14 protein-coding genes are annotated in these 14,106 nt (G+C 38.5%); 2 read left to right on the forward strand and 12 right to left on the reverse strand.

What is annotated here, in order from left to right:
* The 12 genes from QM629_RS07840 to QM629_RS07895 form a co-directional block, all read right to left on the reverse strand.
* Window positions 1-211: hypothetical protein (locus tag QM629_RS07840; RefSeq protein WP_415158898.1), on the reverse strand; the 211-nt coding region annotated here is incomplete at its 3' end.
* Window positions 177-1,382 carry a DUF6371 domain-containing protein gene (locus QM629_RS07845; RefSeq protein WP_415158900.1) on the reverse strand — a complete coding sequence of 402 codons (1,206 nt, stop codon included), beginning with the start codon at window positions 1,380-1,382 and terminating at the stop codon, window positions 177-179. The genes QM629_RS07845 and QM629_RS07840, both read right to left, overlap by 35 nt.
* An 80-nt stretch (window positions 1,383-1,462) precedes the next feature.
* Window positions 1,463-3,022, reverse strand: a complete 1,560-nt coding sequence (locus QM629_RS07850; RefSeq protein WP_415158902.1) for a DNA primase family protein — start codon at window positions 3,020-3,022, stop codon at window positions 1,463-1,465.
* A 26-nt stretch (window positions 3,023-3,048) separates the two neighbouring features.
* Window positions 3,049-3,396, reverse strand: coding sequence for a helix-turn-helix domain-containing protein (locus tag QM629_RS07855; protein WP_415158904.1), 348 nt, complete (start codon window positions 3,394-3,396; stop codon window positions 3,049-3,051).
* Between the two features lie 67 nt (window positions 3,397-3,463).
* A complete protein-coding gene (locus QM629_RS07860; RefSeq protein ID WP_415158906.1) occupies window positions 3,464-4,282 on the reverse strand; it encodes a hypothetical protein in 819 nt (272 codons plus the stop codon).
* Window positions 4,283-4,463: 181 nt separating this feature from the next.
* Complete coding sequence (locus tag QM629_RS07865; protein WP_415158908.1) at window positions 4,464-5,252, reverse strand: Fic family protein; 789 nt, start codon at window positions 5,250-5,252, stop codon at window positions 4,464-4,466.
* A gap of 17 nt (window positions 5,253-5,269) precedes the next feature.
* Entirely contained in the window at window positions 5,270-6,382 is a 1,113-nt protein-coding gene (locus tag QM629_RS07870; RefSeq protein WP_415158910.1) for a site-specific integrase, read from the reverse strand.
* Window positions 6,383-6,556: 174 nt separating this feature from the next.
* Window positions 6,557-7,300 (reverse strand): bifunctional demethylmenaquinone methyltransferase/2-methoxy-6-polyprenyl-1,4-benzoquinol methylase UbiE, encoded by a 744-nt coding sequence (gene ubiE, locus QM629_RS07875; protein WP_415158912.1) that lies wholly within the window; start codon window positions 7,298-7,300, stop codon window positions 6,557-6,559.
* A gap of 251 nt (window positions 7,301-7,551) precedes the next feature.
* The gene (locus tag QM629_RS07880) at window positions 7,552-8,826 is read right to left on the reverse strand and encodes an endonuclease Q family protein (protein WP_415158914.1); all 1,275 of its coding nucleotides are present in this window, start codon (window positions 8,824-8,826) and stop codon (window positions 7,552-7,554) included.
* A 189-nt stretch (window positions 8,827-9,015) separates the two neighbouring features.
* Window positions 9,016-11,061, reverse strand: coding sequence for a glycoside hydrolase family 36 protein (locus QM629_RS07885; protein WP_415158916.1), 2,046 nt, complete (start codon window positions 11,059-11,061; stop codon window positions 9,016-9,018).
* Window positions 11,062-11,268: 207 nt separating this feature from the next.
* A complete protein-coding gene (locus tag QM629_RS07890) occupies window positions 11,269-11,568 on the reverse strand; it encodes a GIY-YIG nuclease family protein (protein ID WP_415158918.1) in 300 nt (99 codons plus the stop codon).
* A gap of 448 nt (window positions 11,569-12,016) precedes the next feature.
* Window positions 12,017-13,099, reverse strand: a complete 1,083-nt coding sequence (locus tag QM629_RS07895) for an amidohydrolase family protein (RefSeq protein ID WP_415158920.1) — start codon at window positions 13,097-13,099, stop codon at window positions 12,017-12,019.
* A 185-nt stretch (window positions 13,100-13,284) separates the two neighbouring features.
* On the opposite strand from QM629_RS07895, the gene QM629_RS07900 reads away from it, so the two are divergent.
* A complete protein-coding gene (locus QM629_RS07900; RefSeq protein ID WP_415158922.1) occupies window positions 13,285-13,701 on the forward strand; it encodes a helix-turn-helix domain-containing protein in 417 nt (138 codons plus the stop codon).
* Between the two features lie 148 nt (window positions 13,702-13,849).
* Window positions 13,850-14,106, forward strand: a 257-nt coding sequence (locus QM629_RS07905) for an integrase core domain-containing protein (protein ID WP_415158924.1), incomplete at its 3' end; no start/stop codon positions are given.

The following is a 14,106-nucleotide window of genomic DNA, read 5'->3' on the forward strand; positions in this document are numbered from 1 at the left end:
AACTCATCGAATGCCCAACCATACTTTGACAGGAAGTCTTCTCCATTGAACTTATGGTCTCTGGCAGAACGCTTTTGTATAAAGTTATAATTAGCAAAACATACCAGCGGTTATTGAGATACTTTGATGGCACACCAAAATCTTTACAGGCTGCATAGTGTTCTATCATATACCGCTCACGCGCTTGTAATAGTTGTTCTTTCCATTCCATTGTTTAAGGATTGTTTTTTAGTGATTGAAAATTTTTGACTGCCGTAAGAGAATATACCGCCGTCAGGGTTTAGCCCAAACCATTTATCAAAGGCTGCTAACGCCTCTGCGTTTTCATCTTCTGCAGGTGGAATGTTTTGTTTTCTGAAAAGCCGCCAGTCGAACCTTATAAGATAATCCGCAATGTCTAATCCTTTGTTCTTATCCATTTCTGGAGCAATCTGCTCTAACAGGTCATAAAAAATAAATCTTGTTCCTGGCAAAAGGCTTTCGTATTCCTTTGCTTTCCGTTGCCATTCTGTATATGTGTTCCCATCTTTTGACAAGTCCGGGAAAACATATACATCACGGCCTTTTAAAACTTTTAATTTATCAAATGAAAAACTGCTTTTATTATAAACAGCCAGCCATATAAAATTTCCTATGTTGTCCGGAAAACCAAAATATAAAGCTCCATATATAGCCGTTTTAGGGGCTTCTACTAATGCAACAGGGTTATTAGGAAATTTATTTAACAAGTGTTCGCCAAACAAACAGGAAACATATTTATCCTGTTTGTTATAATCAGTCAGCCATTGCGGTGCCGAATTGTTGTTTTGAGAATAATATTTTTCAATAATTGAATGTAAATAATCTGTCCCGGTTGTGTGGTTATGTTCATCAAACTGTTTAACCTGAATAGTTCTTACATTATTTTCAATGTCAATAAATGGGAATGTTGTTGCGCCAGCCATGTAACCTTTTGCTATTGTTCCAAGCCTGTATAATTCTATAGCAGATGTTACATCTTTCACATTAAATGGGAACTGTACATTGTGAAACAGGTTCTGTATGAAAGTGTTTTGCTCATATCGTCCAATTTCTAATGTTTGCTTGAAAGTTTCAAAATCAAAAAAAACGGTATTAACTTTTGGTTTTGGTGTAGCAGGTGTAGCAGGTGTAGGACGAAAAAAATACTTTTTTTTGTCGTAGTTGAAATTTTCCTGTTCCCTTATCTTTTTTGCATAACCATCTTTATATGGGTCATTCCAAGCTTTGCATTTAACTTCATTATCACAACGGCCATAATATGCCGGTAATATTTCCCCTGTAATAGTATCAATGTATAACTGCCAGTGTTTCTTAGCCCCGCAATAAAGACAATCTTTTTTGGGGATTTTGTTTGAAGTCAACTTAAACCGGTTATTATTCACTGAAAATGTCTTTGATTGAAAAATATTTTTTGTTTTTCATCCTACACCTGCTACACCATCTACACCATTTTATTTTTCTCGGCATTTATGGCTGTTCCATATTTTTTTCTTTCGGTCGTATATCCAATGCTTCTTAGCCTTTCCGCAAAATTTTTAATCGAGCAAGCCCTAAACCCGCCGTCATTACAGTAACTCCTATATTCACTGAAAATGTCTTTGAGAGGAAGATGTTCAGTAAATGAAACTTTATATTCCAGATCCGTCAAAAACATTAAAGCACTATCACTTTCAACCTTGTATTTATTTAAGGCCGTCTGCGCAGCTTCGCATTTGGAAAAATGTTTTTGATCTAATAATCTTTTCAGGCCACCCAGCACCCAGTTGAAAACACCCGAAAGCTCATTATCAATAATCTTTGTATGCAATTGTTTATCCTGATCTTCTTCTGGGATAGTAATATCAAAGGGTATAATAAGAAAGCGCCGGAAGTATGCGTTTGTGTGTTCAACATCTTTGGGCAGTTCATTACAGTTAAATATTAGTTTTGCGTACTGTTTCAAAATAAACGGTTCTCCGTATGGTAACCTGGCTTCAACCGGCTCGCCGGAAACAAGTTGTTTGAAAACATCTGTTTCTAATTTCCCGTTTAATTCGCTGGCATAATTAACCAACTTGTTGCCAAGTTTCGCCCGGAAATATCCGTTGTCATTAGTGAGGCTTTGCAATGAAAAACTACTTACGTTATTTGCTCCCAATAACGCATTCACGACTTCAAAAAAGACACTTTTACCGTTCGCACCTTTACCATAAAGTATTAAGGCTTTTTCTTCTTTGAGCGCAGCGCTACCGTGCTTAATAAAAACATATCCTAAATATTCTGCTAATACTTGTTGCCTTTCAATATCTGGCAACACCCTATTTAAATATGCCTCAAAAAGAGGTGCTGTTGCATTTGGATCAAACTTAAAAGGAAGTTGATATGTAAGGAAGTCAGTGCTATTAAACGGTTTAAGTTTAGTTTCAGCAGTAGTTATTTGAAAAGTGCCATTCAATAGATTAATCAAAACACTTTGATTGTTATTTTCTGGTGATGGTAAATTTGCTGTGGCAAGAAACTGCTTTAATAATTGTTCTCTAAACTGGTAAAACCTTGCGGAGAATTGCGGCACACCCATTTTTTCAGATGCTTCCCCCAAAAACTTTTGAAAGTCATCTTTGGAAATTTCATTCCAATAACAACCGTTATATAAATAAATGAAATCATTTTTTTTGCATAGTCCCCATCTGTTTTTTGCAGCAAGTTTTAAAATGTTTTCAATAGTTATAATTAAGTAATGTTTGGTGTTTAACTTAATACTTTTTAGCTGCTTTAATAGTTCTTCAGATTCTTTGCTTTCTGATTGTAATTTTTCTCTTAGCTGAACCACCTCGGGGAATGCCAATGCTTCAAAATCAACCGCTTCAAACTGATCAATGAGGGTTTCAAGTATTTGTTCGTGCGGGGTTGCTTCACTTTCTTTTTTAATAGCTGCAATGCTTTTAATTATGGTATTAGCTGCAATGTCATTAAAATCAGGGCTTATTTTTACCGGGAATTTTTCCGTATTTTCGCTGTGCATTATTAAAGATTTTAAGGGCTGGGTAATCATATCTGGCCTTTTTTCTTTTTTAAATAAGTATCTACATCTGCTGCAGATTCGGCGAACGTTTTCTTTTTACCTGACATCAGCCATGCGTCAATCTCGGATTTGAGGAATCTTAATTTTTTGCCGCTTTTGTGCGCGGGTATTAATTTGGCGTTAACCCAACCGTAAACAGTTGCTTTGGCAGGTTTATCCGGGTGATACTGGCAAAATTCAGTGAGATTAAGCCACCGGTCTTGTTCAGGTAGGTTTGCGCTTTCGGGTTTAGCACTAAGGATTTTTCTTAAAGAATTTTCTATAAGCGTTTCAAGCTCAGGCGGGGTAATTTGGGTAATTGTAACTGCTGTCATATTATTTTGCTTTATGACAACAAAATTGAAATGCTAACAAGGCATGTACGCCTTTTTGTACGGACAATTAAGCGTACAAATTTTGTTTTGGTGTGTATTTATTATTCAAATACTGATTAATATCATTTTTTTCTTTGGCTGATATAACAGGAAGTATAAGCCTTACAACCTTTTCAGTATTTTTCTTTGTGGGATTGCTGTTATAGTTTTGGCGAACCTTATCTGTGTATGGTAAATTATATTCTTTGCATACTTCTTGACAATAATCTGCAATAGATTTATTTCCTTTCGGCATCGTACCTATTTCGTTAAGTAGATAACAGAATGTAGCAATTACAGGAGCATTAATTTTATTAGCGGCTTTAGTAGGTTGTTTCAATTTTTCAGCTTCTACCTTTAAGAAATCAATGTATTTAGCAATCGCGAAACCTTTGCAAACAATTTTGAATTTGTCTCTGGCTTTTAATGCACTTACTAAAAAATCTTTATCGGTGCGATCACGTGAGAAAAATATTTTATGAACGCTAACATGTACTTCCGGCGTAAGGGTTTCGTCTTCATAAAGTATAAAATCTCTTAATGTTGTCTTCCAATCAGGATATAACATAAACCCTTTGTAAGTATAACCGCCTTTCGCTTTTACGTTAATTATAGTATCATCAATAAGGATTTCTATGTTTTCAGAATTAAAGCCTTTTACGAGATCGTTGTATGCTTCTATAGTGTATTCACTTTCAGCAATAGGCTTATTCCACCGCTCAACAAGCCATGCAACTTCGCCAACCGTTCCAGGCACATAGCAGTATTCATAATTGCCGCTTAACCGACGTGCTTCTATATCACGCGCTGCCATTTCCAAAATCTTTTCTTCCCTGCTGATAATCATAAAATTTTTTTTATTTATACTGTGATGGTAACTATATATTTTGATGGGGGTGTTTTATTGCAGGGGAAATTGAAAGCCGGGTGGGGGTGGCATTGGTAAAAACAAATTTGAAATCGAAAACGGGTTTATCTTCTATTACATTTCTACCTACACCTGAAATCATGTTTCAATTATTTGTTGTTTAATCAACCGGCTTATAACAAACAGCTTTGGGCAACAGCATTAAGAAAGGTAAAATATCATCTAACCTTTCAAGTGTTTCATAATAGTTTACTCCAACATTTAAACCTGTGTAATAAGCCTGCCTGTTATCATAATAATATTTTTCAGTTGGTATTCCCCAAACGGCGGCGCCTAATACTTCTGCCAGAAACCATTTCTCCAAAAGCCTTGCAGCTCTGCCGTTGCCATCTGCAAACGGGTGTATCTTGGCAAACATGAAATGTATGTACGCAGCATAATACAGCGTTTGTTTAAGGCTCAGGTTTTGTTCTAAAATCGTTTGTATATCTGCAAACAGGTTATTCATTGCATCAGGCACATTTTGCGGTTCTATTGCCAGGTAAACAAGCCCCTGCCAGCTTCTTATACCTACCTGCGTTTTACGGTATTTGCCTTTTTGTTTTTTGGTTATGCTGGTAAACGTGGCAGCAAGTATTTCATGGCATTTCAATAAACCCTTTTGGCTGATATTATACCGTTTGGCATATTGATATGCCCTTAATAAATCTTCAATCTCCTTTACCTCTTTTGTGTTTTTGTTATTGGCCTTGCTTTGAAAGAAGCTGTTTAAATCTAAAGTGCTGCCTTCAATTTGTGAAGATGCAACCGCACCGGCAAGCATGTAATGTTTAAAATCCTGCACGGTGAAATCGCTTTCCTCTAAATCTTTAAAGCATTTGCTTACAGATGTTTTAACCTGTTTTTCAAAAGGCTTCAATAAATTGGTTTGTATTATTTCCAATTGCATTGTTCTCTGGTTTAAGATTACAAATCCAGTTTTATTTTGTCCGCAGCATTGCGCTTTGTTTGATCTATTATTTTGGCGTAAATCTGTGTAGTTTCTATTTCTCTGTGGCCAAGCATCTTCGATACTGTATAAATATCAGTTCCAAATGATAGCTGCAAAGTCGCAAATGTGTGCCTGAAGCTGTGGAAAGTTATCTCCTTTGTTATCCCTGCTTTCAATACCCATTTCTTCAAATGCACATTGGTATAAGCTGAATAAACCAGCCCTTCAAAAACTTTGCTGCCCACCGGGCCCTTTTCGCCTAATAAATTATATGCTTGCCCTGATATTGGCAGTACTTCAACTCCCTTTGTCTTCTGCTGTCTGAATTGCAGAAAGGCGCCTTGCTGTTTATTGCAGTGTACCTCACCCCAAACCAGTTTTTGAATATCCGAAAAACGCAAACCGGTTAAAGCAGAAAAGAGCGCAGCTTTTTTTAGCACCGGCATTGAACATTCGGTATTAGCGAGCGCCTGCAGCTCCTCCATTGATAAAAATTGCCTGTTTGTTTCATCCTGCTTGACAGGCTTTATTTTTTCATAGAGATCATGTGTAAGTACACCATCTTTAAATCCTTGCTTTAAGGCTACCCTGAAACGTGCAAAATAAGAATGGCAGCTATTTCGTGATAACTGTTCATTGCGCTTGCTTTTTGAATTTAAAAGGAATTCGCGGAAGTCATTACAGAAGCTTTCATCAACCTTTGAAGATTGCACTTCGCTCCCGGCAAACTTTTTAAGCAGCTTACCGGCAGAAAGCCATGTATCAATATTGGTACTCTTTTGCTTTTGTGCCAGAGCGTCGAAGTAGGCAATAAAATTTATATCATCCATCCTTTTCTTTAAAAAATCAAATGTTCCTGCATTTATCTCTAATTGTCGCTTTGATCTTACGCTTTCAGCTATCGCCAGGGTTTCTTTGTTGTATTCTTTATCAACAACTTTCTTAGGTTTATCAAAAATGTACATTCCGAGGAATTCGCGCCTGGTTAGCTTCCCTGTTTCAGGATGCGGTATTGGTGGATAAAAATCCAAATAAAGTGTTTGCCTGTTTCCTGATATAAGCTTTTGACGGAGTTTAACCTTTGTCATATTTGTACCTCAGATTAATTGTATTGCCAATAAAGGTACAAGCAAGGTACAAAATTTGTACCTAATAAACAAGTAATAAACCAAAGCAAATAACAGATAAAAATAAAAAAAGCCTTTACAGTAAAGACTTTCAGCATGGTTTTGTTTTGTTTGAAATTTGTTTGTTTTTGTAGGTTACTTGCTTCCGCAATAAATGCAACATATTCCTAAACTGAGCGGTTTATAGTACGTTTTCCTGAAGCCTGTTTCGTTCATAATTGCCACAAATTTCTCCCGGTCAGGAAAAGCCTGCACTGAATTGTTAAGATAGGCGTAAGCTTCTTTATTTTTTGCGAACATTTTTCCAAAACCCGGCGCCACAATGCGCATATATAAATTGTAAATGCCTTTAAACATAAACGCCCTGGGTTTTGAAAATTCAAGTATGGAAACTTTGCCGCCCGGCTTCAGCACCCGCAGCATTTCGGCAAGCCCTTTTTCAAGGTTCTCAAAATTGCGCACGCCAAAGGCAACGGTTATTGCATCAAACGAGAAATCTGCATAGTTTATTGTTTCGCTGTCGCCTACATGCAGTTCTATTTTTTCTTCAAGCTGAAGGGCCTGTATCTTTTTTCTGCCAAGTTCGAGCATGCCTTCGGAAATATCTATGCCTGTAATTTTTTCAGTGGTTAATATTTTATAGGCGGCGATGGCAACATCTGCTGTGCCGGTGGCAACATCCAATAATGTTTTTGGTTTAACTTCTTTTAGTTCTTTTATTGCTTTTTTCCGCCAGCTTTTATCAATGCCAATGCTTAGAAACCGGTTTAAAAAATCATAGCGGCCGGCAATGGAATTAAACATTTCAGCCACCTGCTTTTTTTTGGCAGCAACATTTTTTTCATCGGGCACAATTTTATCGTGCGCATATATAGCCATGCCGCGAAGATAGCAGGCTTGCCGTAAATAATATTTATGCCTTGCAGTTAAATGAAACTGATATTGGTTTACCTTATGCGCCTAGCCTATCTTCAAACCCACAATACAAAACGCTGCATGAACAGGATGCCGCTGCCGCCTGAAAATATGTGGCACAAGGGAGTGACACAACGAAGCTGAATAACTTTTCTAAGCTGGTTAAAAAGCAAATAACTCAAAAAGCATTAAACCGCTTTGAAATAATTTTTGACTTAGCCAAACAAAGCCAGTTGTTTTTGCTTCTCATTCAACTCGTATTCATTAAAGAAATTTATTCTTCCATATATGCCGTCATAACCGGCAACAGCCTGCTTTTCATTATTCCTTAACCTGTTTATGGCGGTAGCAAGTTTTGGGTAATAGCGCTGAATATCTTCCAAAGCAACCTTATGTAAAATATCAAACTCATTCCCAAAATAAGCAATAGCTTTGGTATATGCCTTGGCAACACTTACGGTATGTAATGGCGTATCAGATTTTATATTCAACAGTTCGGCAAAAATTTCAGGCAGCGGCAGCACATATTTAAAAGGCTGAATATTTTCTTTAACTGCTTTGCAGTTTGCCAGTTGCTGCACACGGTGCGAAACACCGATAGTTAAAGGTTTGCCGCATACAGCACAAATATTGCCTGTTATTTTATCTGCATCAATTGAAACGCCGCAATCCCTGTGGCCGGTGTTATAGCATTTGCCTTTTTGTGGAAACAATTCGTATGTTCCTGCAAAGCCCTGCTTTGTTTTAAAGGCATTGAACATAGCATCATAGCCCAGCTCTGTTTTCAGCAAATTCACTTCACGGCCAAGGTTGCGTGGCGAATGCGCGTCTGAATTGGATAATAAAGTAAGGCCATCCAGTTCATCATACTGCCTGCACATAAGCGGGTCGGCGGAAAGGCTTGTTTCTATGGCAAAAAGCTCTGTTGCAACATCTTTAAAACAATCGCTTAAGCTATCGTGGCCTTCCATCGCGCCAATGGATGAGCACCAGGGCGTCCACACATGCGCCGGCACAAAATATGCGCGGGGTATATCCAGAACAATTTTAAATAATTCATGCGACTGCAGTTGCAATGACGGCCTCCCATCCAGGGTAAGGTTTCCATATTTTGATAAAGCTGTATTAATGTAATGCACCGCCTCAAAATCTTTTGCATAAATCAATTGATGCGTTCTGTACTTCCGGTTATTAATCATGTATTCACAACTCACTTCAACCGACAGGCAGAAATAAATTGTTCTTTCACTTGCTTTTATACCGGGCAACACATTTAAAGGCGGCAAGCGCTTCAGCGTATAAAATCCATTACCGGCCGGTTGTAATTTTTCCTGTAATTCTTTTAACCAGGCCGGGTGTGTAAAATCGCCGGTGCTTACCACATCAATACCTTTTATTAAAGCCCATTGATACAGTGTTTCAAGATTAAGGCTCTTGCTGGTGGCGCCGGCATAGTGCGAGTGGGTGTGCAGGTCTGCGATATAAAACATGCATCAAAAATAGTAATTATTTCAGGGTGATGTTTACGTGCAGGACGGTTGGATACATCTCAAATTTTCGCATTTAAGAAATTTCCGAGCCGGTGGGTGACATGCAGCCGGCAGCGGATTCTACAGGCGCGCGCCTTCACTCACTTGCGAAAAAATGTACCCGGACAGCTTAATACAAAAACAAAAAAATCAGTGCGCAGGTTTTACCTCAATCAACAGGTTTTCTTTAAAACTTACAGCAAATGTTGGATTATTACCGTTAACTGTGCCCAGGGTTTTATTATTCACATAATCATACACAGTATATTTTTTCTCCGCATCCAAACCCCTTAACTCAATTTTTCCATCAAAGGCAGCATTATAAAAACTATAATACATCGTATCGCTTTTTTGTATGCAATATGTTTCCGGTTTATCATAACCTATATCATACAACTCACCGCGAAAGGCGCCTTTGCTCAACATTTTATCATTGTAAATGGCAAGCCAGTGTTCAAGCAGTTTTTGTTTTGCCGGCGTTAATAAATTTTCATCTTTACTCTTTACCCCTGTTGCCGGATAAACAAATTTTGTTCCCGGCACAGCGCCAACGCCAACCTGCGATGCAAAATCTTCTTTTGTATCAGTCAGTTCAACATGGTCTCCGAAATACGCTGTTTGCGGTGCCAATGCTTTATATATTTTATTCTTTAAACGCACCTGCCAACTGCTGGTTGGATCGCTTGCCACAAACTGGTTGGTGTAAGGCGTATGATAAAAATTCATCACATCGCCACAAGGGCAAAACTCAACTACGGCACCAGGTTTTATGTTTTTTGCCGTTTCATAAATTGCTTTAAACAGCAATGGCATTTTCTCAAAGCTTTGTTCAGGATGCCCGATGTTATGATCGCCGCCATAATCAGGTGCACAGGCATTCATAAACTGTCCGTCTAATTTCAGGGCATCAAAGCCCCAGTCCTGCATAAACATTTTTACGGTATTCCTTGTTTCTTCCATCACGGTGCTATCGGTTGGCGACATATAATATGCATCCCACCAGGTTATATATTGCGGCGCGCCATTTTTTTGCTGCAATAAAATATTGGGATGTTCTTTCAATACTTTACTGCCCGGGTCAGCGGCCATCGGCGCCCACCATAACACCGCCTTCATTCCCTGTGCATGAATACTGTCAACAAAAGCTTTCATCTCTGCATCGCCGCCGGGAAAATGTTCCTTATTGGTATGCCAGTCGCCTTCTGCCTGCTGAAAGCCATCATCCAAGCCAACCCATTTAAAGCCGAGCGCTTTTACTTTGGACAGCGTGTTTAAAATTTCCTGCAACGTAAAATCTCTTTCGTAACCCCAGGCACACCAGATGGGCTCAAATGCAGCAGGCTCAGCGGCTGCAGGCTTTATGCCTTTTGTTTGCATGAAGTTTGAAAAGTTGCGCAACGTTGCAAAACAATCTCTTTGATGCACACTTACAAAAGTTTCAAACGTACTGAGCGTATCATTGGGTTTTAAAATTTCTGTTTCAGGATATTCATATTCAACATGCATGTTTGCAGTGCCGGCATACTTATCAAAATCTATCGGCAATGATACCAGCTTAGCCACTGCTTCTGTATTGCCAACAGCAATGCCTGCATCTTTTCGCCATAAATCAATCACCGGAATACCACCACCATAATCGGAGGCATTCATCCCCATAAAATTCTTTTCATAAAAGCCAGGGCTCACTTTTTGAACCCAGTCGCGGCGGTCTGCATGCGAGCTGCCCTGGAAGCTCCAAAACTTTGTGGTGTCATTTTCCGGTAACACGTTGTATTCATTGTTCACCCATTTTATAACCGGCAAATCCTTATTGCTTTTATTGATGTATTGCACGGTGAAGTATGCTGCGTCAGGAAAATGATTATACGTTTTTATGGAAAGGATTTTTTCTATGTGATTAATATTATCCGTGCCGTAAAACTTCCATTCAATGCCATCGCCGGCTGAATTATGAATATTGTTTTTTACCTGTTGGGTAAGCCGAAATTTTTTGGCAGTGAAGTATTTTGCCTGGATGTATTCTGACGAAGAAAATCTGTTTGTTAATGGCTTTGCGTTGCCGGATATTGAATTAACCTTTGTTTGTAAATCATCATTCACTTCAATTTTTAAATTTTTATTAGTGATGATTATTTGCGCTGACGAAATACAGGCAAAAAAAGAATTAATCATTAAAACCAGGAATGTTTTTTTCATCTATAAATTCAATTTTACAAATTATAGTAACATTATTTCTACGATAGCTACGCAACTCATTCAGGTTCTTATTACCGTCATTTCGACGACAGGAGAAATCTCTAAAAACTTTTGAGCTTGCTCATAATGCAGAGATGTCTCGTTTTCTTCGATACGATGGTTAAAAAACGTGATTAATAAAATTCAGGCTGTATTTCAAAATATACGCTACCAATTCTTAATCTCGTCCCATAAATCAATCCAGTTTGGATTTAATGAATTGATTAATTTTTCTTTTTTCGCTCTGCTCCATTTCTTTATCTGTTTTTCTCTTAAAATCGCTTCTTCAATTGAATAAAAATTTTCATAATACACGCAATACTCAAGATTATATTTATCGGTAAAACTATTCTGAAAATAATGTTCTTTATGTTGACGGATTCTTACTTGCAAATCTGCAGTTACACCAACATATAAAGTTGTTTTCAGCTTGTTTGTCATTATATAAATGCTTCCACCTTTAGTCATACACTTCGAAGTTAATCATCATTCGATGATAAGGAAGTCTCTGCAAAACTTTTGAGCTTGCTTATTATGCAGAGATGTCTCGTTACCTCGACATGACGTGCAAAGAACGTTATTGAACAAAACCAGCCGGCACTTCTGAATTCTTAAATTCATTCAGGTTCTTGCACCGTCATTTCGACGACAGGAGAAATCTATGAAAACTTTTGAGCTTGCTTATTATGCAGAGATGTCTCGTTACCCCGACATGACGTGCAAAGCGCATTATTGAACAAAGCCAACCGGCACTTTTTGGTTCTTAAATTCATTCAGGTTCTTACGCCGTCATTTCGACGACAGGAGAAATCTCCCAAATTACTTTGCGCTTAAATAACGTAGAGATGTCTCGTCACCCTGACATGACGTGCAAAGAACATTATCGAACGCAAATAACCTGCGCATTTATCATTCGTTATTTATAGCTATTCAAAATCTTTTCAGCATTTTTTCTATATAATTTCTCCAGCACTGCTGCAGGCAGATTCAATCCATACAAAGCCCAGTGATAATGAAGCATCTCTGGTTCATAAAAATGTTCATCTGCACTTTCCAGTATCCTGAATGTGTTAAGGTACATGCGGTCTTCCGGGCTGTTATCTGTGCCATATAACAGCTTATCCTGGTGTTTAATAATGAAGGCAGCCGCATAACGCGGCACCGGGGCTATTTCTGCATAGCGTGCAGCAATATCAGCATATAGATTGGGATATTTGTCCAGCATATCGCCCAGCACCTGCAGATTGGAACAGGAGTTTGCATAATGGCAGGCGATAAAAATTGTATTGGGATTATCCCGCGCTGCATTTGCCAGCGATTGTATCAATGCATCATGGCCCAGCCGGCCTGCCTTCATTGTATCAACATGCCATATAAATGCATTCATCAAACCATCATTTGTACTATCCGGTATTTCATACATCCATTCATCTTCTGCCACGTGAATACTTACCGGCATGTGCAGCTCTGCACATTTTGCAAGTAAGGGTTTCATCTGCACATCATCAATGTGCAGGCCATAACCTTTTACCGGTGCGGAATAAATTTCACCATCACCTTTATCACCCAGTTCTCCCACGCCTTTTGCACCTTTTTTATAGCATTTTTCCAGTTCTTCCACGGCATGTTTCTGCCAGCCGGGTGTTCCATAACCTGTATAATCAAAACAGCACCATAATGCAAAGCGTTTGGGATAGCGGCCATACTTTGCCAATGCGCTGTCAAAACCTTTGGCGCCGGGCATGCAAAGCACCATCGTTTTTTCAATATTGAATTTATCCATGCGCTTTACCCAGTCATCAACATCTTCAGGCGTTCCGGCGTAATCATGCGAATGCATGTCAATTACAGGAAAAGCCGCTTTTTTTATGTTTGCCATTGGAGTTTTGTAGATGGATACCGGGCGATAATTAATTAATAATAAACTATCGGCCCTGGTTTGTGCCAATGATACGTTAATGGAGATGAGTAATGCAAATGCAGTTAGTAATTTATTCATAATGCAAATTGTTTTATGGTGAAAAAACACAAAAAATTAAGTTGTTGGGCAGCACAATTATTATTTTGTTTTATCTCTTAGCTGATAAATAGCATAACATCGGTTACACTTTTTGGTGTAGCACATCATCGGTTACACTTTTATAGATTTTTGACATAAAATACTGATACTCATTCAAAAGTTGAATGAAAGCGTATCAGCAAAGGCAAGAAGCAGTCAGTCGGTATTTACAAGGAGAAAAAGTGGCGCCAATTGCCCGTTCAATGGGTAAAAGCCGCAAATGGGTTCATTATTGGATCAAGCGTTATAAAAGTAATCCCCATGCAGCAAACTGGTTTGAAGATGAGAGCAAAGCGCCCAAAAAAGTAAACAGTACATTAGCCACAGAAACAGCGCATCAAATTCTTTTTATACGCAATGAACTGATGAATGAAAAGATGGCCCAGATTGGAGCCATTTCCATTCAATATGAATGTGAGCGGCGTGGCATTAAACCTTTACCTGCTGTTTGGACAATCAACCGCATTATTGCTAAACATGGGTTGAACAAACAATTACCTGTTCATAAAAACCCAAAAGAATATCCTTCCCCGTTACATTAAAGGGGATGGTAAGTTTTATAGTGTTAATTTAATTGATACCACCACACACAGTTGCTTTGTAAAAGCAGTTCGAACAAAATCATCTGCTGGTATTGTGCAGTCTATTGCTTCGTTTTGGCAAGCACATGGAATACCGGATGCTTTACAAATGGATAATGAGTTGGCCTTTAGGGGCAGCAACCGCTATCCACGCAGTTTTGGCAGCGTTGTGCGCTTTGCACTTAGCCAGGGGGTAGCACCCGTTTTTATCCCTGTAAAAGAACCCTGGCGTAATGGCATCATTGAAAAATTTAACCACACTTATCAAAAAAGATTTTTGCAGGCACATACGTTTAAGAGCCTGGATGACTTATCTGCACAGGAGCAATCTTTCATAAATTTTCATAACAGCAATCATCGCTATAG

Source organism: Parafilimonas sp. (genome assembly GCF_047606085.1).
In the GTDB taxonomy this organism is placed as follows: domain Bacteria; phylum Bacteroidota; class Bacteroidia; order Chitinophagales; family Chitinophagaceae; genus Parafilimonas.